Source organism: uncultured Oribacterium sp. (assembly GCF_902481605.1).
Taxonomy (GTDB): Bacteria; Bacillota; Clostridia; order Lachnospirales; family Lachnospiraceae; genus Oribacterium; species Oribacterium sinus.
On record NZ_CABSXI010000003.1, the window covers coordinates 1 to 26787 of the forward strand.

General features: G+C 42.4%; 27 protein-coding genes and 1 riboswitch. Of the genes, 5 read left to right on the forward strand and 22 right to left on the reverse strand.

What is annotated here, in order from left to right:
• The first annotated feature begins 173 nt into the window (after nucleotides 1–173).
• A riboswitch (THF riboswitch) is annotated at nucleotides 174–275 on the forward strand.
• Between the two features lie 44 nt (nucleotides 276–319).
• Both RDQ32_RS01060 and RDQ32_RS01065 read left to right on the forward strand, forming a co-directional pair.
• Nucleotides 320–838, forward strand: coding sequence for a folate family ECF transporter S component (locus tag RDQ32_RS01060; RefSeq protein WP_007156239.1), 519 nt, complete (start codon nucleotides 320–322; stop codon nucleotides 836–838).
• Between the two features lie 105 nt (nucleotides 839–943).
• Nucleotides 944–2245: a folylpolyglutamate synthase/dihydrofolate synthase family protein gene (locus RDQ32_RS01065; protein ID WP_308578798.1), complete on the forward strand. Its 1302-nt coding sequence runs from the start codon at nucleotides 944–946 to the stop codon at nucleotides 2243–2245.
• 59 nt (nucleotides 2246–2304) lie between these two features.
• Here the strand turns inward: RDQ32_RS01065 and RDQ32_RS01070 are convergent, their stop codons facing one another.
• Nucleotides 2305–2844, reverse strand: a complete 540-nt coding sequence (locus tag RDQ32_RS01070) for a hypothetical protein (protein WP_308578799.1) — start codon at nucleotides 2842–2844, stop codon at nucleotides 2305–2307.
• A gap of 252 nt (nucleotides 2845–3096) precedes the next feature.
• Between RDQ32_RS01070 and RDQ32_RS01075 the strand changes: the two genes are divergently transcribed.
• The gene (locus tag RDQ32_RS01075; protein WP_308578800.1) at nucleotides 3097–3678 is read left to right on the forward strand and encodes a xanthine phosphoribosyltransferase; all 582 of its coding nucleotides are present in this window, start codon (nucleotides 3097–3099) and stop codon (nucleotides 3676–3678) included.
• A 52-nt stretch (nucleotides 3679–3730) separates the two neighbouring features.
• Here the strand turns inward: RDQ32_RS01075 and RDQ32_RS01080 are convergent, their stop codons facing one another.
• The 18 genes from RDQ32_RS01080 to RDQ32_RS01160 form a co-directional block, all read right to left on the reverse strand.
• Nucleotides 3731–3922 (reverse strand): hypothetical protein, encoded by a 192-nt coding sequence (locus tag RDQ32_RS01080; protein WP_007156244.1) that lies wholly within the window; start codon nucleotides 3920–3922, stop codon nucleotides 3731–3733.
• On the reverse strand, nucleotides 3923–5293 hold the full coding sequence (locus RDQ32_RS11180) for a tetratricopeptide repeat protein (RefSeq protein WP_369124204.1): 1371 nt from the start codon (nucleotides 5291–5293) through the stop codon (nucleotides 3923–3925). It abuts the gene before it with no gap.
• 110 nt (nucleotides 5294–5403) lie between these two features.
• A complete protein-coding gene (locus tag RDQ32_RS11185) occupies nucleotides 5404–5589 on the reverse strand; it encodes a pentapeptide repeat-containing protein (protein ID WP_369124205.1) in 186 nt (61 codons plus the stop codon).
• A gap of 865 nt (nucleotides 5590–6454) precedes the next feature.
• Nucleotides 6455–7087 (reverse strand): DUF421 domain-containing protein, encoded by a 633-nt coding sequence (locus RDQ32_RS01090; protein ID WP_308578803.1) that lies wholly within the window; start codon nucleotides 7085–7087, stop codon nucleotides 6455–6457.
• 72 nt (nucleotides 7088–7159) lie between these two features.
• Nucleotides 7160–7609 carry a DUF3290 family protein gene (locus tag RDQ32_RS01095; protein WP_304071641.1) on the reverse strand — a complete coding sequence of 150 codons (450 nt, stop codon included), beginning with the start codon at nucleotides 7607–7609 and terminating at the stop codon, nucleotides 7160–7162.
• Between the two features lies 1 nt (nucleotide 7610).
• Nucleotides 7611–7982, reverse strand: a complete 372-nt coding sequence (locus RDQ32_RS01100) for a RidA family protein (RefSeq protein WP_007156249.1) — start codon at nucleotides 7980–7982, stop codon at nucleotides 7611–7613.
• A 178-nt stretch (nucleotides 7983–8160) separates the two neighbouring features.
• Entirely contained in the window at nucleotides 8161–8649 is a 489-nt protein-coding gene (ilvN, locus tag RDQ32_RS01105) for an acetolactate synthase small subunit (RefSeq protein ID WP_007156250.1), read from the reverse strand.
• The gene (gene ilvB, locus RDQ32_RS01110; protein ID WP_308578804.1) at nucleotides 8649–10283 is read right to left on the reverse strand and encodes a biosynthetic-type acetolactate synthase large subunit; all 1635 of its coding nucleotides are present in this window, start codon (nucleotides 10281–10283) and stop codon (nucleotides 8649–8651) included. Before ilvB (RDQ32_RS01110) ends, ilvN (RDQ32_RS01105) begins: the two co-directional genes overlap by 1 nt.
• A gap of 50 nt (nucleotides 10284–10333) precedes the next feature.
• Nucleotides 10334–11530, reverse strand: coding sequence for a threonine ammonia-lyase (gene ilvA, locus RDQ32_RS01115; RefSeq protein WP_040648343.1), 1197 nt, complete (start codon nucleotides 11528–11530; stop codon nucleotides 10334–10336).
• A gap of 61 nt (nucleotides 11531–11591) precedes the next feature.
• Nucleotides 11592–12605 (reverse strand): ketol-acid reductoisomerase, encoded by a 1014-nt coding sequence (ilvC, locus tag RDQ32_RS01120; RefSeq protein ID WP_040648345.1) that lies wholly within the window; start codon nucleotides 12603–12605, stop codon nucleotides 11592–11594.
• 120 nt (nucleotides 12606–12725) lie between these two features.
• Entirely contained in the window at nucleotides 12726–12977 is a 252-nt protein-coding gene (ilvN, locus tag RDQ32_RS01125; RefSeq protein WP_304073663.1) for an acetolactate synthase small subunit, read from the reverse strand.
• A 14-nt stretch (nucleotides 12978–12991) separates the two neighbouring features.
• Nucleotides 12992–14638: a biosynthetic-type acetolactate synthase large subunit gene (gene ilvB, locus RDQ32_RS01130; protein ID WP_007156255.1), complete on the reverse strand. Its 1647-nt coding sequence runs from the start codon at nucleotides 14636–14638 to the stop codon at nucleotides 12992–12994.
• Between the two features lie 280 nt (nucleotides 14639–14918).
• Nucleotides 14919–15875, reverse strand: a complete 957-nt coding sequence (locus tag RDQ32_RS01135) for a hypothetical protein (protein ID WP_007156256.1) — start codon at nucleotides 15873–15875, stop codon at nucleotides 14919–14921.
• 161 nt (nucleotides 15876–16036) lie between these two features.
• Nucleotides 16037–16633: an ATP-binding cassette domain-containing protein gene (locus tag RDQ32_RS01140; protein ID WP_308578806.1), complete on the reverse strand. Its 597-nt coding sequence runs from the start codon at nucleotides 16631–16633 to the stop codon at nucleotides 16037–16039.
• Nucleotides 16633–17373: an ABC transporter permease subunit gene (locus RDQ32_RS01145; protein ID WP_308578807.1), complete on the reverse strand. Its 741-nt coding sequence runs from the start codon at nucleotides 17371–17373 to the stop codon at nucleotides 16633–16635. Before RDQ32_RS01145 ends, RDQ32_RS01140 begins: the two co-directional genes overlap by 1 nt.
• Nucleotides 17374–17462: 89 nt before the next feature.
• Nucleotides 17463–18527, reverse strand: a complete 1065-nt coding sequence (locus RDQ32_RS01150; protein WP_308578808.1) for an MqnA/MqnD/SBP family protein — start codon at nucleotides 18525–18527, stop codon at nucleotides 17463–17465.
• Between the two features lie 102 nt (nucleotides 18528–18629).
• On the reverse strand, nucleotides 18630–19274 hold the full coding sequence (locus tag RDQ32_RS01155; protein ID WP_308578809.1) for an HAD hydrolase-like protein: 645 nt from the start codon (nucleotides 19272–19274) through the stop codon (nucleotides 18630–18632).
• A gap of 134 nt (nucleotides 19275–19408) precedes the next feature.
• Nucleotides 19409–20269 carry a YitT family protein gene (locus tag RDQ32_RS01160; protein WP_304072530.1) on the reverse strand — a complete coding sequence of 287 codons (861 nt, stop codon included), beginning with the start codon at nucleotides 20267–20269 and terminating at the stop codon, nucleotides 19409–19411.
• Between the two features lie 274 nt (nucleotides 20270–20543).
• On the opposite strand from RDQ32_RS01160, the gene RDQ32_RS01165 reads away from it, so the two are divergent.
• Together RDQ32_RS01165 and RDQ32_RS01170 are read left to right on the forward strand one after the other, a co-directional pair.
• On the forward strand, nucleotides 20544–21461 hold the full coding sequence (locus tag RDQ32_RS01165) for a hypothetical protein (RefSeq protein WP_308578810.1): 918 nt from the start codon (nucleotides 20544–20546) through the stop codon (nucleotides 21459–21461).
• Between the two features lie 75 nt (nucleotides 21462–21536).
• Nucleotides 21537–22820 carry an ATP-binding protein gene (locus RDQ32_RS01170; RefSeq protein WP_007156263.1) on the forward strand — a complete coding sequence of 428 codons (1284 nt, stop codon included), beginning with the start codon at nucleotides 21537–21539 and terminating at the stop codon, nucleotides 22818–22820.
• Here RDQ32_RS01170 and RDQ32_RS01175 read toward each other — a convergent pair.
• The 3 genes from RDQ32_RS01175 to RDQ32_RS01185 all read right to left on the reverse strand — a co-directional run bounded on the left by RDQ32_RS01175 (nucleotide 22786) and on the right by RDQ32_RS01185 (nucleotide 26675).
• A complete protein-coding gene (locus tag RDQ32_RS01175) occupies nucleotides 22786–22992 on the reverse strand; it encodes a hypothetical protein (RefSeq protein WP_007156264.1) in 207 nt (68 codons plus the stop codon). The genes RDQ32_RS01170 and RDQ32_RS01175 overlap by 35 nt on opposite strands.
• Nucleotides 22982–24598 (reverse strand): type VI secretion protein ImpB, encoded by a 1617-nt coding sequence (locus RDQ32_RS01180; RefSeq protein WP_242650864.1) that lies wholly within the window; start codon nucleotides 24596–24598, stop codon nucleotides 22982–22984. The genes RDQ32_RS01175 and RDQ32_RS01180 overlap by 11 nt, the downstream gene beginning before the upstream one ends.
• A gap of 232 nt (nucleotides 24599–24830) precedes the next feature.
• Nucleotides 24831–26675: an ABC-F family ATP-binding cassette domain-containing protein gene (locus RDQ32_RS01185; RefSeq protein ID WP_308578811.1), complete on the reverse strand. Its 1845-nt coding sequence runs from the start codon at nucleotides 26673–26675 to the stop codon at nucleotides 24831–24833.
• Nucleotides 26676–26787 lie beyond the last annotated feature (112 nt).

Sequence of the window (26787 nt, forward strand, 5' to 3'; positions counted from 1 at the left end):
TGCACTCCAGCCTGGGCAACAGAGCAAGACTCTGTCTCCAAAAAATAAAATAAATTTTGAGATGGAATTTTCTTCCAATAATTTTCTTAAAATTCCTTTTGAAAAAGCAGGATTTTAGAGGGATTATTCTTTACAAAACGCGGAATAGGCATTACTATGCCCTTAGAACTTTTTGCAGAGTAGAAAATAAAGTGGTTAGTGCCCGACACACAGGGAGTTGGTGTCGAGACGAAGAGCCGAATCGGTTCCCAGTTTTATTTTCGCATCCCGCTGCCAGGAAGCAAGACAGCTTCTTTACAGCGCACGAAAGGAGCGGTCTATGAATAAGAACGTGTTTAATGTCAAAAATCTTGTCACCTTTTCTATGCTGGTTGCCATTCAGATTATTTTGACCCGATTTCTGTCGGTACAGGCATGGAATTTCCGTATCGGTTTCGGCTTTGTCCCCATTGTCTTTGCCTCTATGTATCTGGGAATGGTTCCGGCTGTTTTAATTGCCTGTGTTTCCGATATCTTGGGGTGCTTTTTATTTTCCCCCTTTCCTTATATGCCGGGCTACACTCTATCTGTAGGATTAACTGCAGTGATATATAGCCTTTGTTTGGAGAAAAATCGAAGCCAATATCGTATTCTCCTTGCGATCTTAATCAGCCAGCTGCTTTGCAGCTTAGTCATCAACAGCTACTTACTGACCCTCAGCACCGGAAGCCCTCTTCTTCCTTTGATGCAGTTCCGTGTTCTTCAAGTGCTGATTAACAGTATTCTTCAATACTTTGCCATTAATGCAATCGTCTTGCTGTTTGAAAAACGCAAAATTTTTCATGCTATAGCAAACTAAAACATTTATAATACAGAGTAACGAATGCAGTGCTGTTCATTGCTTTCGCTACTCTGTTTTTCTATGGGAAGAATTTGTTCTTTATATAAGGAGGATAATTTTACAATGACTTGGGAAGAATGTATGGAGACTCTTGGGGTAAACGATTGGTACGGTTGTAAAATGGGTCTTCAACCAACCAGAAATTTATTAAAAAAATGTGGAAATCCTGAAAATAAGCTTCGGTTTATCCATATTGCCGGCTCCAACGGAAAAGGTTCCGTCGCGAAAAGCCTGCAACAGATTTTAAGTCTTTCGGGTTATAAAACCGGGATGTATATTTCCCCTCATATAGAAATCATGAATGAACGCTACACCATTGACGGAGAAATGATTTCCGATGAGGATTTAAAAAGACTTTGTCTAAAAATGCGGGAGCTCAGTGAAAGCTTGGAAGAGGAGAAACCCAATTCCTTTGAAATGCTGACTGCCCTGGCCTTTTGTTATTTTCTGGAAAAGGATGTAGATTATGTGGTCCTGGAGGTAGGTCTTGGAGGACGACTGGATGCCACCAATGTGATTCCCCATAAAGAATTGTCCGTTATAGCCCATATCGGTTTGGAACATACCGCTATTTTGGGAGATACTCTGGAAGAAATCGCCCGTGAAAAGGGCGGTATTATTGCAAAAGATACTCCTGTGGTATTAATGCATCAGAAGACTGAGGTCATGGAAGAGATTCGAAGAATTTGCAAAGAAAAAAATGCCAAGCTACATATTACCAATCCCAAATATTTTCATTCCTATTCCTTCCATATTGACAACGGCTACCAATACTTTTCCTATCGTGAGAGAAAGGAATATGCATTGTCCTTACTGGGGGATTATCAATTGGACAATGCCATGGTCATCTGTGATGCGATAGACTGTCTGAAGGAAAGAGGCATTTCCATTCCTGAGGACTGCGTAAAGCAGGGGCTTATGACGGTTACATGGCCGGGACGATTTGAAATTCTAAAAAAACGTCCTTTGATTATTCTTGATGGAGCCCACAATCCCCAGGCGGTAAACAGTTTGGTTCGCTCTATAGAAATGCTTTTTCCGAACTACAAGAAGAGAATCTTCTTTTCCGTTATGGCGGATAAGGATTATATGACCATGTTGGAGCTTTTAAAGAACAACACCCTAAGCTTTAGCTTTTTTCAGGTGGAGACACACCGAGGACAGTCTCCGGAGGTTTTAAAGAAGGAATGGCAGGAACATTTCAGTGGTGAAATTTATTGTCCCAACACCTTGGAAGAAGGTCTGGAATGGAATCTGAATGCAGTAAAAAAAGAAGAAGAGAAAACTCTCCTTCTTTGTCTGGGTTCCTTGTATCAGGTAGGTCAGATTCGAAACTTCTTTAGAAACTATTATAGCTCCCATTAGGGCATCCTATTCGATTTAGCCAAGATAGTAAGTTCTAAGAAAAAGCACTCTTAGGAATCTTACTCCTCTTCCCATTCCTCCTCTTCATCTACATAGATGGAGGGAAAATATCCCGCCTTACAATACTCTTCTCCTTCTTCATTTTCCAAGAGGGAGAAGCTTTTTTTTGCTTCGGGAAGTCTGTTTATATCCTTAACATAGTAGAGGCATAGCGTATCTCCGTCTAAGTCCATGGAAGGAATCTTCCTTTGGAAAAAGCTTAAAATTTCCCAGGTACTTAATTCACTGTCATAGCCCACCGCCAAAAGAAGATCTTTGCTTTCCGATCTTCGAAAATAGCACTTTGCCATGGCTCCTACTGTATTTTCTCCGAAGCTTTCCATATAAGCCAACTGTAGCTCCTGCTCCGGAATCTCCTCGCCCCCATCCAAGTATTGCTCCGCATTTTCAATATAAACCAAAATCTGAGAGAAATACTGATCCTTTAATTGAATAAAATCCATCAGATTGGAAAACGCCGTTTCTCTTGTCACTGCATTTTTCTGTGCATAATCTTCTAATACCTCTTGATACCCTATGGGGATGCTCCATTGATCCATTTTCTTTCCTTTCTTATTTTTCCAAAAATGAGCTTCTATTCCGGGAAAGGGAATTGCTTTTGAGAAATTTGCGTAATTTCTTTGCTTTTCTCTATTATCTTCTTTTCAACCCCTTTCTTTTTTCTACAATATGTTTTACTATACATACTATTCTGAAACAAGTTCATTTTTGTTTTCCTAAATAAAGGAAATCAGGGAACTTTGAGAGGAGTAGAATCATAGGCTGAGTCAAGGATAAAATGGAGGGATCAAATGAAGCTGCTGGAAGAAAGAATCAAGGCGGATGGACAAGTCAGACCGGGAAATATTTTAAAGGTGGATAGCTTTTTAAACCATCAGTTGGACGTTTCTCTTTTGGAAGAACTGGGAAAAGAATTCTATGAGCGTTTTAAGGACAAAGGGATTACTCGTATTTTAACCATTGAAGCTTCCGGAATCGCCCTTGCCTGTTGTGCAGCACAGTATTTTCATGTTCCGGTTGTTTTTGCCAAAAAAGCAAAGAGTAAAAATCTTGACGGCGATCTTTACACCTCCACTGTACATTCTTTTACCTACAATAAAGATTTCACCGTAACCCTTTCCAAGAAATTCTTGGGACCTGAGGACAAGGTTTTGCTGATTGACGATTTCCTGGCTGTAGGAAAGGCTATGAGAGGTCTTATCGATATCTGTAAGCAGGCCAATGCGGAAATTTCCGGTATCGGTATCGCCATCGAAAAAGGCTTCCAGTGCGGCGGAAAAGAGCTTCGGGAAATGGGCTTCCCGGTTTATAGCCTGGCAATCATTGAAGAAATGACTGACGAAGGACAAATCAGCTTTAGAGAGAACCCATAAATTAAGAGGGCTGTAAATCAAAATAGTTTGATTTACAGCCTCTCTTTTTTCTCTACTCTTCGTTCTTATCTTCTGTTTTTTCAATATCTTCTTTTTCTTTCTCTTTAATCATCTTATCCAAGCGTAGCCACATGATTTTATAAATCACCGCGGTTAAAACTACAATAAAGAGAAAGGAAAGAAGTAAAAACGGTAGAAGCCATTTGGCGTTCAAGCTCACAGCTATCACTATGCTTGTATTCATTTAACTGCGCCTCTCTCCCAAAACAAAAGCAAAGCTTGTAACAACGCCGTCTTTATTCTGCTTAATGTTCTGCATAGAAAGAGTCGGCAGGAAGGATACGGCGTCCTTTGCGGTAATACTTGGCAGATTTTCATCCAAATAACTCATCATGGCCATCTTGGAAACCTTGATTTCCGTCTCATAAGCCACTTTTCCGCTGGCTCTGCCGTTTTTCTTCTGATAGTAAATCTTTGCCGGGAAAAGATAGTAAGAAGACTTTTCTTTTCTCTGTTTACTTTCCACTACGACGATACTGTCCGGATGAGCGGCATACAAATCAGCGGCTAGGAAGGCACGCCTTCCATCCTCATCAAAATGTACCCCTTCCTTATTTTCCTGATTCCGAAGCATTACGCCATCTTCCCCTACATAGTAAAGATTATCAACCCAGGCATCCTTAATCATATGCCCATCCTGATCGAAGAAGTAGGTCTTTCCTTCCAAGTCCAGACGACCGGTCTGCATAGTTCCATCGGAATTGAGATAGTAACGTTCTCCTCCGATATCCTGGAAACCGCTTTGCATAATTCCATTTTCATCAAAATAGTAATACTTTCCGGCAATTTCCTTCCATCCGGTAACCCGATCTCCATTTTCATCGATGTAGGAACGTCCTCCCTCTTCATCTACAAACTGGGACAGATGATACTTCTCCGGATCCAAACTAATGCTAAAGCTCTTACTGTAGCTTTCTCCCATACTGCCGTCACTGGCTTGTGCATAGGCTGTCAAAGTGTAATTACCGTTTCGACTCAGCTTTATCGGAGCAAGATATTCCTCATTCTGAATATCCTCTTTTCCTCCACTTATGCTGTAAATGATTTTCTTTCCACTGCTTTTTAAGCTGATCTCCACAGGGTCGGTAAAACTGTCTCCCTGCAAATCCGATTCCACCTTGGGATCCAGAAGAGACAATGCTGTCTGAACCTCTGTATCCTCCGGGTAGAGCTTCTTCGCTTCTTCCAATGCCTTTACCGCCTCCTGATGTCTACCGGCCTTTCCATAGGCCTCTGACAAAAGAAGATAATATTTGCTGTTCTTCGTAAGGTTAGAGGGCATTCCTTCTAAAAGAGCTATCGCCTCGTCTCCCTTTTCAGACTGAACCAGCTTTGTTCCCTTCTTCAGTAAGTTATCATATTGGGTAGCAGGCAAGTTTTGATAACAAATATATGCAATGCCCAAAACGGGAATAATTGCTAAAGGAGCTGCCTTCTTCCATTTCTGCCAGCCCTTTTTCCATTCTCCCACTGAGGTTGGAGGAATGGCTGCCTTATCCTGGAAATCATCAGGATCATCAGGAATTTCCCCCTCAAAAGCCAGCTTTTCCTCCATTTCCTTACGTTTTTCCTGTAAGGAAAGGATTTTCTCCTCCGGCTCTTCTTCATCTTCCTGCACTTCTTCCCGGAAAAGTCCTCTTTCAATAAGGGTAATGGACTCGTCTTCTAAAGGACCTTCCTCCTCTTGAGACTCTTCCTCTTGAGGGTCTTTCTCTTGAAGCTCATCTTCTTGAGACTCATCTTCTTGAGACTCATCTTCTTGAGACTCATCCTCTTGAGATTCATCCTCTTGAGGCTCATCCTCTTGAGACTCATCCTTTTGAGGCTCTTTCTCCTGAAGCTCATCTCCATGAGAATCTTCTTTAGAATCTTCCTCAGTAAATACCTCCGGTACAAATTCTTGTATTCCGGCTTCCTCTTGTGCCGATATTTCTTGTTCCGATGTCTCTTCTTTCAGTCCTTCTTGTTCCGCTTCCTCTTGTATAGATTCCTGTACCTGAGTTTCTTCTGGCTGAGACTCTTCTTCCCCATGCTCTTCCTTCTCCCGGAAAAAGGCTTCAATGAAGCTGGCTTCTTCCTGTTCCTCTGAAAGAGCATCTCTATCGATTTCTTCCTTTTCCCCTGAAAGTGTATCGGTACCGGTTTCTTCCTGTTCTTTTGAAAGAGCGGCTGTATCGGTTTCTTCTTTCTCTTCCGAAGCTACAGACTCCTTTACAGCCTCTGCTTGTACAGCTTTCTCCTCAAGTTCTTTCTGTGAAACATCTTCCTCTAAAACTTCTTCCTGTGAGAGTTCTTCCTGTGAAAGTTCTTCTTGAGACAAAAACTCCTGTGTAGACAAGCTCTGCTCAAGCTTTTCCTGTTCAGGTATATCTTTTTCCAAATTATCCTGAACAGAATTTTCCTGAATAGGCTCTTCCTCCGGTGCATATTCCAACTCTCCGGCCTCTTTTTGTTCCTCCAGGAATTCATCAACATTTTTCTTCAAAGGAAGATTTTCCACAGACTCTTCCTCGCTCTCCGCCTCTTCCTGTGCCAGCATCTGTTGTTTTAAAAATTCAGGTTCTTCATCCTTCTCCGGCTCCGGCTGAACTTCAATGTTTTGAAAGGGGGAGAAAGAAAGGTCAATCAATAAGCCACAGGTAGGACAAAACCGTTGATTTTCTTTTACTTCCGTACCGCAAACTTTACACCTCATAATCTCCTCCTTATTTTTTTATTAATAAAGGACAATGTTCAGATTTCCATTTTCGTATTCAGCTAAAAATACATCAGAAATCGATTCTACTCCCTGTTCCTTTAGTCTTTCCAAAAGCCATTCCTCTGTCTTATCAATACTATCCAAAGCCTGAACCTGAATTGTTCCATCCGTAACCAGAGGGTATCTTGGGTTTTCTTCCCCCGACATTACTACAATTAGCTGTCCGTTCTGCTCCAGTACCGCTTGCTTAACGTTTCGAATACTATAGATATTATTGCTTCGTAACTTAAACATAATTTCGTGAGCAGTAAGCCCTGCCTTTCTACAAGCCTCTGTATCCAGTTTCCCTCTGCTAATCAACAAACTCGGCTCCCCATCTATGGCTTTTTTGAAAAAGGCACTATTGGTTTTTAGCCATCTTAAGCTCAAAACAAGGCAAACCCAAATCAATAAAATAATAAAATATTGTAAAAGCCCTATGTTCTCATTATATATCACACCACCGATAATGCCACCAAGAACGTAATTCTGTACTTGGTCGCTGGCAGAAGAAGGAGCTAAATTTCCTTTTCCGGTATAATTTATGACCATTACAATGGACAAAAGTCCCATTGCCAATTTAATGGCAATATTTATATAAGACACAATCATCTACTTCTCCTCAAAATTACATCAAGACCTTATGACCCTTTAATTCTGCTTAATACTTTAAGATACTATTTTCTACTTCTCCACATCCACAATTTCTATCTGAGGATTATACACATCCATTTTTTCCAAAAGTACGTTTTCATCCACAGAAATAATACGGTAAAACTGATCTTCTTTGGTCTTAATAATCGCTCCATCTCTTGCAGCCTGGGTATTGATATACAAGTCCGTTTTATCTTCCTCCAATAGAACAGCTACCTGCTCAATCACTCTTAGAGCAGTGCTGTATTGATCATCAATTCTTTTATGACTTTGATAGTTATTAATATGTACAGAAATTGTCACAAGCACCAAAAGTAAAGCAATTAAGGATAACTCTCTATACTTAGTGGTTTTTTTGTCTCGAAAAGACATAATAAGTGCAAACAACAATAGAAGTGCCGAAATGGCTGCAAAGGTGATTTGCAGCCAGTTGGTCACTTCTATCCTACTTAATAAATATTCATAGGAATAAAATTTCATATTAGATCTCCGCAATAGCCTCGATTTCGCAAAGAACATTCTTTGGTAAGGTCTTTACTGCCACGCAAGAACGTGCCGGCTTGGAAGTAAAGTACTTCTCATAAATGCTGTTAAAGGTAGCAAAATCAGCCATATCAGCAAGGAAACAAGTGGTCTTGAAAACCTTGGAAATATCACTTCCGCCTGCCTCGATTACAGCCTTAACATTCTTGCAGCTCTGCTCAGCCTGTGCTGCGATGTCCGGTCCTGCAATCTCTCCTGTAGCAGGATCTACAGGAATCTGTCCGGAAGCAAATACTAAATTTCCTACAACATAGCCCTGAGAATAAGGTCCGATAGCTGCCGGTGCATTTGTTGTTGATACGTTTTTCATTGTACATCTCCTTTTCTGTGGAAAACAATTGAACATCTTTGATATTATCGCAAATCTTTTGTGAAAATTCAAGAAATACTCTATGGCTTCTTTTTTATTTTCTTCCTATTTTTCTCCCTGTTCTATGGAAAAATTATTATTTTTTTCTTATAATCCGGAATTTCTGCCTCTTCTCCTCTTAGGCATTTCCTTCCGACAGCTTTAACATCGCCAAGGTTCCGGTTCTGGCACATTCCAAAATGCTCACTGTCTTTAAAGTGTCAAGAAACATCTGGATTCTTTCCGGAGTATCACACATTTCAATCACCATCTGATTCTTACTAAGCTCCAGAATCTTAGCCCCCAGAATCTGACAGTTTTCCATAATATCCTTTCGGTTTTCCCGATTATAACGGAGCTTTACCAAAAGCAATTCTCTGGTAATCCCCTGGGTCTCCGTAAAGGTACGAACCTTAATAATATCCAGCTTTTTATTCAGCTGCTTTTCTACCTGTTCCAGTGTTTTTTTCTCGCCGCTGGAGACAATCACCATGTTGGAAACGGAATGATCCTCAGTTTCTCCTACAGTCAAGGAATCGATATTAAAGCATCTTCTCCAGAACAATCCTGCAACCTTTGCCAAAACACCGGACTGGTTTTCCACCAAAATAGAATATATTTTTTTCATCACACTACCTCATGACTGTCAATATACACTTCTAAAATTCCGCCTTCCTTCTTGCTAAGGAACGCAGTGATCTTAGAAGAAACTTCCTCATTTTTTGAAATGGCATCATAGGAAAGTCCGTAGGCCTTAGCCAAAATGGAAAGGTCGGGATTTCCTGTAAGATCCACCATGGTGAAACGGTCATGATAGGTTTTGTGCTGATATTGGTGAACCAAGCCCAATACTCCATTATGGAAGACAATCAGCTTAATGGGGATATTATATTGTTTCATGGTAGCCAATTCCATCATACTCATCTGGAAGGAACCGTCTCCCATAACTGCCACCACCTGCTTCTTCGGATCGGCAAGGTAAGCACCGATAGCTGCCGGCGTAGAATATCCCATAGTACCCATACCGCCTGAAGTAAGGAAGCGCCCGTCTTTCATTTGATAATTGGCGCAGGACCACAGCTGATTCTGTCCTACATCAGCCACATAAACCGCGTCCTGATTCAACTGCTTATTCAGCTCTTCCAGGAAATACTCGGGATGAACCAAATGATTTTTAGCCATTCCCTCTTCTTTCTTCTTCTGAAGAACTTTTTGAATTTCTCCCTTAATATTCTCCAATTCGGAAATCCAGGAGGAATAATGAAATTCTCCCTCTTCCTCCAGACAGGCATCCAACACGCTGGCAATATCTCCCACCAATGGAATCTCCGGTCCTGCATTCTTTCCGATTTCCGCGGGATCCACGTCGATGTGAATCAAGGTCTTATTATCTGTAATTAAGTCCGGCTGACTAATGGAACGGTCTGCTACTCTGGCCCCCATCATAATGATAAGGTCTGCATGATTCATAGCCTTATTTCCGTAGGGCTTTCCGTTATTCCCCACCATACCGAAGAAAAGGGGATCATTTTCCTCCATTACGCCAAGTCCCATCATGGTACAAACCACAGGAATATTGAATTTCTTGGAAAAAGCCCGAACCCTCTCCTTAGCATCTGCCAGGTGCACACCGCCGCCCACACAGAGAATAGGACGCTTTGTAGCTGCCAATCTCTGGAACATCTTTTTAATCTGCACCGGATTTCCCTGTACTGTGGGCTTATAGGTTCTCATCTTAACCTCCTCCGGATACTGGAATTTCCGAAGAGAAGCATTTTGTACATCAATAGGGATATCAATCAGAACCGGTCCCTTTCTTCCGGTCATGGCAATATGAAAGGCTTCCTTGAAAATCTTAGGAATTTCCTCTACATTTCGTACGGTATAGCTGTATTTTACAAAGGATTCACAGGCACCGCAAATATCCGCCTCCTGGAAGACATCGGAACCCAGTAAAGCACTCTCCACCTGTCCTGTGATTACAACCAAAGGAATACTGTCTGCAAAGGCAGTGGCGATTCCCGTGATAATGTTGGTAGCACCCGGTCCTGAGGTTACCGCACAGACCCCCGGCTTTCCGCTGATTCTGGCATAGCCGTTAGCTTCGTGGGCTGCATTCTGTTCCGTACGCACCAAAATGGAACGGATTTCGCTGTCTTCCAAGCTATCATAAAAGGGACATATCGCTACCCCGGGATAGCCGAAAACAAAGTCCACCTTTTCCAACTCCAAACATTTTACAATGGCAGCAGCTCCTGTCATCTCTCCTCCTACTCTATTTTTCCAATCCTTGGATAAACTCTTTCAACGCTCTAAAGAATAGTAAATCCTCTTTGAATAAAGGCTTGCTTAATTTGCTCAATATGGGCAAAGTCTCTGGTATCAATCTGTAAAGTCAGATGACATCCGTTAATGTCCGAATCCTCCACATTGATATTGTGATCCACCTTGGTCACATTGGCTCCCTGCTCGGCAATAATCTTGGAAACTTCTTCCAGCTGTCCGGGCTTGTCCAAAAGAGGAATGGTAAGACTTGCTTTTCTTCCGGTTTTTAATAGACCACGGTTAATTACACGGGCCAGGATATTCACATCGATATTTCCGCCGGAAATAACCGCAACGACCTTTTTGCCTTTTACCGGAATCTTATTGAAAAGGACTGCCGCTACGGAAACCGCTCCCGCACCCTCGGAAACAATTTTTTGTCTTTCCATAAGAGTTAAAATCGCTGCGGCAGTTTCATCGTCTGTAACCGTCACCAGCTCATCCACATATTTTTCTACCATGGCATAGCTTAAGCTGCCCGGAGATTTTACCGCAATACCATCCGCAAAGGTATGTACTTCTTCCAGACTCTCCAGATGATGATCCTTCACCGCCTGCACCATGGAAGCCGCGCCCTGTGCCTGTACGCCATACACCTTACATTTTGGATTTAATTTCTTAATTACAAAGGAAATACCGGAAATGAGTCCGCCTCCGCCTACAGGAACGACTACCGCATCCGCATCCTCCAGTTGATCCAAGATTTCCATTCCGATAGTCCCCTGTCCTGCCATAACATCCACATCATTAAAGGGATGAATAAAGACAGATCCATGCTCCTCCTGGAATTTCACCGCCGCTTCATAGGCATCGTCATAGACACCGTCTATCATTTTCACACTGGCCCCGTAGCTTCTGGTAGCCTCCACTTTGGAAATAGGGGCAATGGCCGGTAAAAAGATGGTGGACTTGGTGCCGCTGGCCTGAGCAGCCAAAGCCACTCCTTGGGCATGATTTCCTGCGGAGCAGGCTACAACTCCCTTTTTTCTCTCTTCCTCGGATAGGGTGGATATCTTAAAGTAAGCCCCTCGAATCTTAAAAGAACCGGTATTTTGTAAATTTTCCGTCTTTAAGTATAAATCACAATCTGTTTGAATTCTTGTTGCATGTACCAAATCCGTCTTATGTATTACGGGCTTTAAAACATGGGCTGCCTGATATACCCGATCCAATGTTAATTCCATCTTTCTACTTCCTTTTTCTTTTAAAAAAAGCGGCACAAAATGTGCCGCTGGCCTAGGGCAATTATCTCGCTTGATCCAAATCCTGAACCTGCTTCCATCCCATCTTCTGACGTAAATCCTGACCTGTCTTGGAAGCCAAGGTTTCTGCATGTTCCTCTCTCATTGCTAAGAAGTGAGGTCTTCCTGCCTGGTTCTCCAAAATCCAGTCCTTCGCAAAGGTTCCATCCTGAATGTCGGAAAGAATCTGCTTCATTGCCTTCTTTGCTTCCTCACCGATAATCTTTGGTCCTGCAGTGTAATCGCCGTACTCTGCTGTATCGGAAATGGAGTAACGCATTCCCTCAAATCCTGCATTAAAAATCAGGTCTACAATCAGCTTCATCTCATGTACACACTCGAAATATGCATTTTCCGGCTTATAACCTGCCTCAACAAGAGTATTGAAGCCTGCCTCCATTAAAGCGCAAACACCACCGCAAAGTACAGCCTGCTCTCCGAAAAGGTCTGTCTCTGTCTCTTCCTTAAAGGTTGTCTCTAAGATTCCGCCTCTTGCACCGCCGATAGCAGCTGCATAAGCCTTAGCCACATCCATAGAGTTTCCGGAATAATCCTGCTCACAAGCCACAAGGCAGGGAACACCCTTTCCGTCTACATACTGAGAACGAACGGTATGTCCCGGTCCCTTGGGTGCAACCATGATAATATTTACATTCTTTGGAGGAACAATGGCATGATAATGAATGTTGAATCCGTGAGCAAAAGCAAGAGTCTTACCTTCACTTAAGTTTGCCTGAATCTGATCCTTGTAAAGCTTAGCCTGCTTCTCGTCATTTACCAAAATCATGATAATATCGGACTTCTTTACAGCCTCATCTGTGTTGTATACGGTAAAGCCGTCTTCTCTTGCCTTATCTGCAGACTTGGAACCTTCATAAAGACCGATGACTACATCCACACCGCTGTCCCGTAAATTCAGGGCATGAGCATGACCCTGAGAGCCATAACCGATCACGGCAACCTTCTTACCGTTTAATAACTGTAAGTCACAATCCTTCTCATAGTACATAATAGCCATTGTTTTCTCTCCTTCTATACATTTCCCCCTAAGGGGATCCCTTGGAACAAATGCAGGGACTTTCTTCGAAGCACTGTTCCGCCTCTCTATTGTGAAGCCGTATTCCGGCATTTCACGACTTTATTCACCATCCATCTCCGAAAGGAGATCCACCTTCCGTACATCATATAACTTCTCCAGCTGAGAAATTACCTGAGAACGCATATAGTCATCCCCGGTGGAAACGATTTCAATCTTGGTACATCCGGGAATTTCTGTGGGGCCGGCTTGGATGGATTCGATATTGTACCCTCTTTTACAGTAAAGTCCTGTAATCCGATTCAAAACGCCGAAGCGGTTATTTACAAAAAGGTCAATGGTAAACTTCTTCATCTTTCCTCCCCTCCTTATAAAATAATATCATCCACGGATTTTCCGGGAGGAATCATCGGAAGCACCTTTTCATCCGGATTAATGGAGCAATTAATCAATATTGGTCCGTTATAATGCTCTCTTTCCTTTAAAGCGTCTTCCAGCTCCTTGCAATTTTTTGCATTAAAGCCCTTTCCGCCGTAAGCTTCCATCAGCTTTACAAAGTCCGTGCTTCTATCCAAAACCGTTTCGGAATAACGCTTTCCGAAAAAGGCTGTCTGCCACTGTCTCACCATACCCAAAACTCGATTGTTCATCAGAATAATGGTAATCGGTAAATTTTCATGAACCGCTGTGCATAACTCGTTGCAGTTCATACCAAAAGATCCCTCGGAAGTAATTAAAACGGTATGAGCTTTCTTTCTTCCAAAACAAGCTCCGATGGCCGCCCCCAATCCGTAGCCCATGGTTCCCAATCCGCCTGAACTTAGGAAGGTTCTGCCTTTTTCAAAACGATAATACTGTGCTGTCCACATCTGATGCTGTCCCACATCGGTAGCTACCACTGTATCGTCTTCCGTATACTTACGTAAGGTCTCCAAGATATGCTTGGGATGGAAATCTCCCTCCACTTTACTCTTAGTTTTTTCGAAGCCATGGATTTCTTCCCACCACTTAGGATGCTTTTGTTCCTTCAACTTTGGAAGAATTTCTTTAATCCACTTCTTCACATCCCCCTGTACGGAATAATCCGGACTTATGTTCTTTCCGATTTCCGCCTTATCTATATCTACATGAATGACTTTACAATTTTGGGTATACCGGGCAATATTTCCGGTGGCACGATCGGAAAAACGAACTCCCAAAGCAAGCAAAACATCACATTCAGACTGGGTTTTTGCCGCCACATAGCTTCCGTGCATTCCCACCAAACCAAGACTCAAGGGATGAGAGTCGGGAAATGCTGTCCTTCCCATAATACTGACGGTAACCGGAATATTCAGCTTCTCTGCCAAGGCAATCAGCTCTTTCTCCGCCTTAGCCGCCGTAACACCGCCGCCGGCATAAATCAACGGCTTCTTCGCCTGACTCAGTAAGGCAATGACCCCTTCCTGATCATAGGGGAGCTTGGGCTTATCCGGCATCTTCGGAAGAACGGCCACCCCATATTCACATTCACTAATCTGTACGTCCTTAGGAATATCAATGAGCACCGGACCTTTTCTGCCGGAATTGGCAATCTGAAAAGCCTCTTTAATCGTCTGCTCCAGCTCCGTAACATCCTTAACCATAAAGTTATGCTTTACTACAGGCTGGGTAATGGATACGATATCCACCTCCTGAAAGCTGTCTCTTCCCAGTGCTTCCGTAGCCACATTACCGGTAATGGCAACCATAGGTACGGAATCCAGATAGGCATTGGCAATACCGGTTACAAGGTTGGTTGCTCCCGGACCGGAAGTCGCAATAACCACGCCTACCTTGCCGCTGGCTCTGGCATAGCCGTCTGCAGCATGGGATGCCCCCTGCTCATGGGCGGTAAGAACATGATGAATCCGATCCTTACACTTATACAGCTCATCATATATCTGTAAAACTGCACCTCCGGGATAGCCAAATACGGTATCCACCCCCTGATGAATCAACTCTTCAATTAATAGCCTTGCCCCTGATAATTTCATTTTCTCTCCCGTTTCATTGAAAAAGCCTTACAGCGTAACGCTGTAAGGCTAAAGGCTCAAATCATGTCTTTATCTTTCCAAAGTGGCGTTACGCAAACAAACATTATCGTGTAAGACAATAATGACTGCAAGAATCATATTAATTGCCAGCCAAATGTTCTGCATAACCCTTTCCTCCTTGAAAAAATCTGAAGGAATTATCCCATAGGCTTATTTCTCTGTCAAGAAACTTTTCATTATATCTGCTATAACTTTTGCATTTTTTATGATTCTGCCGGGTTTACGCTACCCATGCTCCACTTTGATTTACATAATAGCCGTCCGGTGTTCTGGTATTGCTAAGCATTGCTCCGTCTGCACCAAGATAATACCAAATTCCGTTAGTCTGCACCCAACCGGTCTTCATATAACCGGACTTATTGAAATAATACCACTTTCCATTAATCATCTTCCAGGTGTTGGCAGGATAAGAACGATCCGGATTTAAGAACCACCAACCATGTGCATCTAAAATCCAACGTCCGTTCTCAGTACCTCCCTGAGAAGAGCTTGCTCTCATCTCCAGCTCTTCAGAGCTTACCCAGTCACCATAGCTTCCGTAAGCATAGGCTCTAATCTTGTAGCTGTAGTTTCCGTTTTGGGTAATCGCAGAGCGAAAATCATAGCTTGTTCCGGTAGTTTCTCCGCTGGTGATAAACTGGCTTCCTCTATAAAGCTTTACCAGATATTTTTCCGCATTATCCACTCCGGACCATTCTGCCACACCGCTTTCATCTCTCCAGCTTACATCTCCTACAGTCAAGTCTCCGGGATTTGCCTTCAGCTTCTTGGTCTTGATGGTAAGTGTGATGGAATTTGCAGTACCTGTAGCCTTTACAAATCCTACCTCAGCTCCGCTAAATTTATAAAAATTCGCAGTCTTCAAACTGTTAGTATTGAACTTATGCTCGGAATCCGCCTTTAAAATTACCTTGAACTGGGGAGTCGTGTTGCTTTTCCAAACATTTCCCTGCATATTCAAAGCGGTTCCTTCATCATTTTGAATGGTAAAACCGTCATCACCGCTACTTACGGAAATCTTCTTTGCAGCTGAGCCGATTTCAATATCCGAACTGTCAATCTGTAAATTCACCGATCCGATTTCCGCCTTGTTTCCTGCTGCAAAGGCGGAAAATGCGGAAACCGCCATAATACTCATTAACACTGCCATTCCTTTTAAAAATGATTTCGCTTTCATAGAAACCTCCTTTTGTCTATTCGCTATCAAAAGTATAGACAAAAGTCTTTCTTCATGTGTTACAAGTTTTCTGCCATTTCATAAATTTTTCTTTACAGTTTTTCTTTTTAAGTATTTGCAAGGTCTATTTTAAGTTTTTTAGCCACAACTCCCCTTGTTTTTTATAAAGCGATAGTACCGTAATCCTTCCATAACAATGGGGTTTCATGGCTGGCAAAGATTACCGGGCGTTTATTTTGATGAGAAAGCAGATACTCCTCCAGTTTCTTCCTGTTCTCCTCATCCAACCCGGTAAAGGGTTCGTCCAAAAGCAGGAAGTCAAAGGGAAAAAGCATTGCTCTTAGAAAGCTTAAGCGTCTCTTCATTCCCCCGGAATATTTTTCAACTTTTTTCCGAAAATCTTCTTCTTCGAAAAAAACGGACATTTCCGTTAGAATTTCCTTTTTTGACAGCATGGGTAAAGCTATCTGAAGATTTTCCAATCCGCTACATTTTTCCAGCAATCGATTCTCCTGAAAAAGCATGGAAAGCTTAAAGCTCCCCTCACCCCCGGCAGCCTCTCCGAAGAGAAACTGAAGCTCCCCCCGATCCAGTTTTTCCAGAGAAGCCAAAATTCGCAGCAAGGTAGTCTTCCCCTTTCCGGATTCACCGGAAATTCTATAAATAGAATGTTTGTGGAAATCCATTTGGCAGGAAAAATCGGAAAAAAGGATTTTTTCTCCAAAACGCTTCTCTCCATTTTCAATTCGAATTTCCATTACACACATCCCTTCCTGCACAAAGCCTTAATCAGCAGTATGACCAGGATTTCCCAGAACTGAGACAAAGCAATAATCACGATGCTCCAGGCAAAGACGTCAGCCATTTCCAGGCTCACCTTGGCCTCCATCAGCTGATAGCCTATACTTTTTCCCACTTGCCCAATCAGTTCCGCCGCAATGCCGCTTTTCCAGGAAAGTCCCATAGCTAATTTCGCTGCCCCAAGCAATAAGGGATATAATGCCGGCAGATGAATATACCGAAGTCTTCTATATAGGGAAAAATGGAAGACTTCCGCCATTTCCAGTAATTTACGGTCTGTTTTATGAAAGCCCTCCAGCAGGTTAATATAGAAAATCGGAAAGGACATAAAGCCGCTTATGGTGAAGGAAAGCTTGTCCCTTCCCAGAAAGAACAAAAGAATAATAATAAAACTGGCCACAGGTAAGCTTCTTAACACAAAAACCCCCGGCTTTAAAAAATCCTCCAACAGAGAATTTCTATGGGAAAGATAAGAAAGTATCAAAGCCAGGAGTAAACTAAGAAGATAGGCCGAAAGAATTCCCAGAGAGCTTTTCCACAGGGTTCCGTAGAATTCCTGCTGCTGCAATAGTCGACTTAAGGCTTTAACACTTTCCATAGGGCCAACCAAAAGAAAGGAATTGTTCACCAATTTGGCAAACAATTCCCATAGAAGCATCCAAAATAGTATAATTCCCGCTTTACGCCATTGCTTCACATTCTTTCCTTCCTAATAATCGGAATCCATTTCGTTCTTTTCTATATCCAAGCTATGGCTTTTAAAAAGAACTGTCACTTTTCTACTATCTAAGACTGCTCATAAAAGCCCTCTTCCGGTAAGGCTCCTCCTACAGACTTAGGATTGGACTTAAAAAGAACTTGATAATACTGCTCCAAAGCTTTCTTCATCTCTTCTCCGTCAATGAAATGAATATTACAGTTTGGAATAGCCTTGGCTGCCAAAGCTTCTTTCTCTAAAATTCTCTGTTTTACCACAAGCTCCGCCGTCTTCTGAACATCCATTTCCACAGCGGCAATACTTTCCTTTTCCTCTTCCAGGAAAGCCTTTACAATTTCAGGATGTTCCTCGGCATAAGACTTTCTGACAATGGTTACTGCTGTAGGCAACTCCACTCCGTCAAAGGACTTCTTCCACTCCTCTGTAATAGAGATTTTTCTTTGTAAATTACTGTTTTGTAAAAGGGTTGCGGTGGCAAAGGGCTCCGGAAGAATTGCCACATTGTTGGGATTCTTCTGCAAATGCGCTACCGCCTCGGCGGGTTCCGTTACAAAGTTAAGATTCCCCTCCACATTGTTCTTGGAAAGCAGGGCACGAAGCACATACTCCGGTGTAGCTCCCTGTCCCGGCATATAAATATCCTTTCCTGCTAAATCCGCAATGCTGCTCACTTCCTCATTTCCGGTAATAACATACAAGATTCCCAAGGTATTGATATTCAAGATTTCCACGTCCTTATCCAGCTTTTGATATAAAACTGCCGCCATATTGGCCGGAACTGTGGCAATCTGTCCCTTTCCGGATACAAACTCCGGAAGTAAAGCATCCGGGCTTGCTTCCATTTGAAATTGATAAGGAAGTTTTTCTTCTTCACTTTTTTCCATCAAATGCACAAGACCGATGGTGGTGGGTCCCTTAAGGCTTAAAATTGTCGGACCTTCTCCTGCATCAGTCTTATTCTCCGCCTTGGATTCTTCCGCATTTTCAGAGCTTTCTACCGAGGAGCTTTTCTCTTCTACCGCAGGAGTAGATTCCTTCTTCGCTTCCGTAGAGCTCTCTCCGCCCTTGGTACAGGCAAAAAGGCCAAGGCAAAGAAGACAAAGTAACAGCCATTTCCAAAGATTTCTTTTCATATACATCCTTTCTTCTTAAACTGTAAATAAAATTTTACCGCTTTCATGCCATAATTTTCCCTCTTCATGCAGCAGCGGGTACACTAAGTAAATTGAGAATATCTAAAATACAATCTTCATCAAATCCAAAGGCTTTTCAATGGAATAATCCGCCTGTTCAATTTCTTTCCGCTCTCCATAGCCGTAAAGCGCTGCCACAGAGTCGATTCCTGCATCCTTCGCCCCTTGGATATCATAAACGGTATCTCCTACCATAAGACAATCTTCTCTTTGAAAGCCGCCCTTTTCTATGGCTTTCTCCATCAAAAAGCTCTTGTCGGAATGTTGTTCCTTCAGCTCCGTGCCAATTTCCAGGAAAAAATAAGGGGATAGACCAAAGTGGGCTATGATTTGTGTGGCAAAAAACAGAGGCTTAGAGGTTAAAAGCACAAGCTTCTTCCCTCCTTCATGCATCTTCTTCATGCATTCCTCCATCCCGGGATATAAAAAAGCGTCATACATTCCCTTCTCGGGATAGTATTCCCGATAGTAAGAAATGGCTTCCTGCGCCTTTTCTTCGGAAAAACCGTAGAATCGCATAAAAGAATCCTGCAAAGAAGGCCCCACAAATCGTCTCAGTTTTTCTTCCGGTTCATTTGGTAAGGAAAAATGATCCAAGGCATATTGCACCGACTTCATGATTCCGGAGCCGGAATCCATAATGGTTCCGTCCAGATCCAAAAATATATTCTGATACTGCTTTTTCATAAGTACTTCTTCTCCCTTTTTCTCTACTATGTTTTCCTATATGATTTCCTGCTCTTTTAGTCCTTCTGTTTCAAACAGAAATATTCTTTCCTGCTCTAATCCTTCTCCTTCAAATCGAAATATTATTTCCTGCTCTAATCCTTCGGCTTCATATAAAAATGCCCGGTAATATCCTTAGAACGAATCGTATTCATAAAGGCTTTGGGATCAATTTCGTTAATCTTCATCTTTACCTTCTTGATATCCGCTGATGAAATCACGGAATACACCATATAATGGTCTTTTCTTTCAAAGGCTCCCATGGCATGCATAATAGAGGCACCGTGATGGCAGACCTCATGGATTCCCGCCGCTATTTCATTGGGATAGTCCGTGATCACAAAAAGCGTAAGCTTTTGATAATTTCTGTAAAGTGCGGAAATGGTTTGTGTAGACACATATTGGAATATGATGGAGTATAACGCCTTCTCCCAACCGAAAAGATATCCGGCAACAGCCAAAAGAGCGGCGTTAAAATAGAAAATCAAATTCCAGGTGTCCACTCCCTTTTTCTGAGACAGATAAATCGCGATAAAATCCGTTCCTCCGGAGGTAGCATCCATCCTGAGACAAAGCGTAATGGCACAGGCATTTAAGATTCCTCCGAAGATAGAAATTAAAAGCATATCGGAGGTAATGGGCTGTAAATTCACACTATCCGTTACAAAGCCTGTGAACAAAATCATAATCAAAGATAAGATCGTGAATTTCTTTCCCACATACCGAAAACCGATATAGACCGGAATGATATTGATAATGATATTCAGTACAGAATATGGAAGCGCTAAATTAAAATAGCGTAATGCCACTCTTTGTAACAGAACCGTAAGTCCTGTAGCTCCTCCCGGAAAAAGTCCTCCCGCAGAAACGAAGGTTTTCAAGTTTAAAGCCAACAAGGTGGCTCCCGCCAAAACGCCAAGCAGCCTTTTTATATCTCTTTTTGTATCAAATTTCATAACATCCCTCCAAGATTAGTCTTTTTATTCTAACATTCTCTTTCTCTTTTGCCTAGGGTTCAAAAGGAATGTCTTTGGGAATGTCTTTAGGAACATCTTTGAAAATGTTCATTATCAAAGATTTTGACAGTGCTCTTTAAATTCGGCGAATGCAGCGCTATTTCTTAACAATTTCGATAGGAAGTCCTAATTGCATAGAAGTTATCTTGTAAGCAAAAGGAAGATTTGGTATACTTTCTTGCCGTAGTATTTAGAAAAAGCTGAGGAGAAAAACATGTCCAACCAAAAAGATTATAGAAGTTCCAAAGGGTCACAGAAAAAGAAGTCCGGCTTCCTTTCTATACTTCTTCATTATGTCCTGCCTTATCTGGTGATTAATTCCATTATTTTGTTTTTTGTTTTAGCTACCCCAAAGTTAAAGGTGAATGAAGCTACGGAAACGGATGATCCTGCTGTACGAACTCTTTTGGTTCATGTGGATTCCATTCTTCCTATTAAAGAGTTCACTGCAAAATTAGAAGGAAAAGAGCAAAATTTCACAAAGGAAAATCAAAATTACATCATTTCTCTTACCGGAAATGGAAATCTTCGGATTTCCGCAAAATCCATCAACGGAATGATGCAAGTCAGCAATACCCAAATCAATAGTTTTGATGAAAATCCTCCCGTCATCGATGAGGATAATGTTGTTCTCGGCTCCGGATATGTTGAGTTTACTGTAAGCGATGATCAGTCCGGAGTGGATTATGCCACAATTTACGGAATCGATAAGGATGGAGACAATCTTAAACCCACCAACATTGATGAAGCTAGCGGCAAGGTAACATTTTCCATGAAAAGTAATGGACTTACCGTGTATGTTTCTGACAAATCAGGAAATCAGGTTACCGGTAACTTTACTTTAGAAGAATCTCCTTATCCGAAAACCAAGGCGGATGAAGAAGCTGATAAGGACGAAGATAGCAAAAGCGAAAACAGTAAAAACAAAGATAGTAAGAGCAACACACATAACGGTAAGTCAGGCAATAAAGAGGAGGAAAGCAGCTCAGAAAAAACCGGCTCTTCCAAAAATCATACCGGTGAATATTCTGAAAAGAGCAGTGCTGAAAAGAGCTCTTCCAAGAATAGTTCGGAAAAGACTTCCTCTCACGATAACAGCAAGAGCAGTTCCGGAAAAAGCAAGTCAAATTAGATAAACTATCCTCTAATGGAGAATAGAAAAATATCTAGTAGCAAGTTTTTATAGTAAATAATAGGAGTACAAGGGATGAATTTAGAAAGAATGGAAGAATTATTGTTTTATCGAAATCTTTTAGAAACAGATTTCGTGCAGGATTTAAAGGCGGATGCTCCTTATGCTGCCCTCTCCCGTCTCTTTCAAAACTATTCCAATATGCCAAAGGGAACAAACCTTTGGCATATTTTTCTTTCCGATTTTCTTTTGCAGGACGAAAATTCTCTAAGTTTATCTGCCGAAAAAAGAGGCTGGAGTCATTTCTCTCATCCGGAATTTATCCAAAGAGAAATGGAAATCCTCTATTCCCTCTACCATTTAAACCTGTCTTTCTTCTTTCCAAAGGAACAAAAGGCTATCGACTCCGTATTTCGAGGAAAAGTTTCCGAAGCAGCCAAGACAGAGCACTTTCCCTCCTATTCCTATGAAGCGCAGCTGCTTTCCTTTAACAATAAGCTGGAAACAGCAAAGGATGCTCAGGAATTCTCCTCTATTTTGGAAATGGAATATAAGGAAAAAGGTGTAGGACTTTTCCGTTGTCATTCCGCCTTTAGCTTGGAAAAAGAAAATATTTTCGGTACAGGCTCTTCCGAATACTGTTTGGAAGGTCTTCCCTTGCAGAAGTATCCCGGATTTTCCACCCTCCTGGGCTATGAAAAGGAAATTTCCACCTTGAAAGAGAATACCGAAGCCTTTTTGGCAGGAAAGAAGGCAAATCATGTCTTACTTTACGGAGATGCGGGAACCGGAAAATCCAGCTGTATGAAGGCGCTTTTAGAGGAATATCAGTCTAAAGGACTCCGCTTTGTTTCTCTTTTCAAAAAGGATCTGGAGGGAATTCCCTTCCTCTTGCAAGCTCTTAGAGAAAGACCTTATTTCTTTATTCTTTATTTTGACGACCTTTCCTTCGAAAATTTTGAAGTGGAATATAAACTGCTGAAGGCGGTCATGGAAGGTGGCTTGGAAGGAAGGGCAGACAATATTCTGCTTTATGCCACCTCTAATCGAAGACATTTAGTAAAGGAAAATCTTTCCGATAAAAATGATATCGAATACCAAGAGGACTTACACCATTCCGATACTACGGAAGAAAAGCTTTCCTTGGCAGATCGTTTTGGGCTTTCCATCCTCTTCCAAAAACCGGCCTATACCCTTTATCAGAAAATCGTGCTTTCTCTAGCAAATAAATACAAGCTTTCTATTTCAGAGGAAAAGCTTCTGACCATGGCCAATGCCTGGTCTATCCGAAGAGGAGCCGCCACAGGACGAACAGCAGAGCAATTTATCCAGTCCTTACTGGTGCAGAAAAAGGACTAGGATTGTCCTCCTCCAGCATCTCCTCATAGCCCTTTAGGGCAGCAAAGGGAGCAAATTGTGCGGCTCGGCTCTCCTTAGACATCCTCTTCCGAAGGAGGGGGATGGGATAGCTGGTATATAAAATGGATTGATAGGAGTTTTCTCCTATCTTTTCTTTTTTTCTATCTTTCATAATCCTGTCCTTCCACGATATTCTTCGCTATAGTGGATTCCTCCTTTCTCCTGATAGAAGCCAAGTCCGAAACGCCGCTGTTATGGCCTCCAATCTGCCGGTTCCTCTCCCTTCCTCTGGCTCCCTCCAGATACTGATAGCCCTTCAGTAGGGCATTCTTTCCGAATTTCTCCATTACCGCTAAAGCTGCTCCTCTGGCCTTCTCTTCCTTTTCCAGAAATTGCACCCTTTCTGTAAGCTCCTGCTCTTCCTCCGCCGAGGTCAAAAAATGCTGAAACAAATCCAGCTGCCCCTCCGGCAAGGCTTCACAATCCCTTACATCCTCTGCGGAAATACTAAGCTTTCTGATTCTTAATCTTCTGTCCATGATTCGGTCATAGATAGCCAAAACCGCCTCTCGAAAGGCTCTGCCCTGATTGCTTCTTTTCGGAAAATGATATAGACCATGGACGGATTTCGGTACCCTTTTTCCATAGTGATTTTGGACAAGATTCCCTTCATAGCTTTCTCCTGCATTTTCCTCGTCAAAAGAAAGATAGAGTTGCACAAAGGCAGAGTCCTTCCCTTTCTTTAGTAAATCCAGCGCCAAATCCTCCGCCATCTCCTCTGCTACCATCCTTCCCTCGGAAAAGCCGTAGGGCGAAGGCAAAACCTGCCCGCTATGCAGGCTATTGCTTTTACTGTGAAAGGCCTTAATATCCTCTATCCTGCAAGTTTCATAGCCAAAGGCATGGTCAATCAAAAGCTCTGCCTGTATTCCGAAAAGCTTATATAACAAAGCCTGATTTTTCTTCTCCTTGCTTCCGGAAAGCGCCGCCATAGCAATATCTCCCATAGTATAGATTCCATAGTGAGCCAAACGATTCTCAATTCCCCGGCCAATCCGCCAAAAGTCATGGAGGGGCTTATGCTGCCAAAGGCTTTCCCGATAAGATTGCTCCGTCAACATAGCCAAACGAATCCCTTCCTTAGAGGCTTGCATGTGTTTTGCTTCGATATCCATAGCTACCTTGGCCAGATACAGATTCTCCCCTAAACCGACGGTGGCAATCATCCCTACCTCCTCATAAACTCTTCTGCAAATCTCCTCCGCCAAGACTCTACTGCTTTTTTGATAAATTCTTTCATAGGGCTTAAGATCCATAAAAACCTCATCCACGGAATAGACATGAATATCCTCCTTGGAAACAAATTCCAGATACACCTCATAAACCCGCCTGCTGTAAGCCATGTATAAAGCCATCCTGGGAGGAGCTGTAATATAGTTTACCGCCAAAAAAGGATAGGCTTTACAATCTGAATCAAAGCAGGACTTTCCCACAAGAGGCTGTCCTCCGTAAAGCTTCGACCTTTGGTAATTGATCTTTCGTACCTTTTCTACCACCTCAAAAAGTCTGGCTCTTCCCGGAACACCGTAAGCCTTTAGGGCAGGACTTACTGCAAGGCAGATGGTTTTTTCCGTCCTTTCTCCATCCGCCACCACCAAATAAGCATCCATAGGATCCAAGCCTCTTTCTCTGCACTCGCAGGAAGCATAAAAAGACTTTAAATCAATGGCCATATAGTGACATTTTCTTTCCTTTTGCACTTCCCCATACACATCCATGGCTCTATCTCCATTCTTCCTTTCTTCTCTTATTCTAAAACCAAACATTTGTTTTGTAAACAAAAAAGCAAACATTTGTTCTAAAAATGTTTGCTTAATCTTTTCTTGATCTTTCTCTTGATCTTTCTCTTGATCTTTCTCTTGATCTTTTCCTTGAGCTTTTCCTTAATCTTTCTCTTGGTCTTTTCCTTGAGCTTTTCCTTGATATTTTCCTTAATCCTTTGTATGAACTTTAAACCTTCTCCCCGGCATCAATTCGTTTCTGAAGCTCTGTCAAATACTCGTAGCGCTCATACTTTTCCAAAAGCTTTCCCTCTGCTTCTTCCTTCTGCTCCTGTAGTTTCGCAAGATAGACGTAATCCCTGCCATTGGCTTCGCTTTCCTTTTCAATAAAGGCAAGCTCCTCTTCCAATTTGGCAATCTCCTCTTCGATATGCTCAAAGTCCTTCTTCTCCTGATAGCTCATCTTTAAAAGCCTTGCACCCTGCCAGGATTTCTTCTTATCCCCCTCGGACTTTTCTTCTCCTCTATCCTCTTTGGACTCTGCTTTACTACCCTTTTCTACATTTTCCGCCTCTTCCTTTTCCTTCAAAAGCTGTACCTGATAGTCGGTATAGCCTCCCTCAAACTGGCGAATCTGTCCATTTTCCTGAAAAATAAAGAGACGGTTCACCGTACGATCCAGAAAATATCGGTCATGGCTAATCACAAAAACAATGCCCGGAAAGCTGTCCAAAAAATCTTCCAGAACAATCAAGCTGCTTAAATCCAAGTCATTGCTGGGCTCATCCAGGAACAGCACATTGGGGGCGGACATCAAAATGCGTAGCAGGTAGAGTCTTCTTTTCTCTCCACCGGAAAGCTTCTCAATGGGGGCGTACTGCATTTCCGGAGAAAAAAGGAAACGCTCCGCCATTTGGGAGGCGGAAATCAAACCTTCCTTTGTGGGCAGATATTCCGCAATCTCCTTAATGCTGTCGATTACCCTTTCCTTTTCCGGCAAATCTTCATTTTCCTGACGAAAATAGGCAATCCGCACGGTTTGTCCGATTTCCACCTTTCCCTCATCCACCGGAATTTCTCCCAAAATTGCCTTCATCAGGGTAGACTTTCCTGCCCCGTTCTTCCCGATAATGCCGATACGGTCATTCCGTAAAAAATTATAGCTGAAATTGGAGAATAAAAGCTTATCCCCATAGCGTTTTGTCAGGTTTTCACAGTTTATGGTACTCTTCCCCAGACGCACGAAAATGGAGGCTAGGCTCAGCTCTTCCTCCTCCGTTGGACCATGCATTTGAGAGAGCTTTTCATAGCGTTGCAGTCGTCCCTTTTGTTTGGTGGTTCTGGCCTTGGCTCCTCTTCGCACCCAAGCCAATTCTTTTCGAAGCAGACTTTGTCTGGCTCTTTCCTGAGCCTTTTCGATATTGAATCTCTCTGCCTTTCTTTCCAAATAAGAGGAGTAGGAGCATTCGTAGCGAGTAAAGCCTTCTCTTTCCAGCTCCACAATCACATCACAAACCGTATCCAAAAAATATCGGTCATGACTCACCAGCAAAATCGCCCCCTTAAAGCGCTTTAATTTTTCCTCCAGCCACTCCGCCATTTCCTCGTCCAAGTGGTTTGTAGGCTCGTCCAAAAGCAGCAAATCCGGCTCTGTGTTTAGGGCCGCCAAAAGAGCCAGCTGTTTCTTCTGTCCTCTGGATAAAATCTTGCAGGGAGAATAGAAATCCTCCAAGCCAATCTCCTGCATAACCTTCTTTCCAAAGGCCTCTCTTTCCTGCTCTCCCATACGAAGGGCAAAGTTCTCCACCAGAGCCTCCAAAATACTCTTCTCCTCCGGAAAATGACTTTCCTGAGTAAGATAGCTGATTTTCAAGCTCCTTCTTCGTACAATACTTCCACTGTCCAGTTCCTCTTCTCCGGCAATAATCCGAAGCAAAGTAGACTTCCCTCCTCCGTTTCTTCCGATTAATGCCACCTTCTCTCCTTCTTGAATCGAGAACTGGGCATCGGAAAACAAAACTTTATTTTGAAAGCTTTTGCTGCCTTTTTCTATATTTACAATACTTCCTGCCATAGAATCTTCCTCTTTCCTCTCCTTTTTAAGAGATTTTTCCTTGCTATAATAGCAAAGATACGGCTAAAATAGCAATGCACTGATGGAACTGTAAGTTTTCTATCCTTTAAAT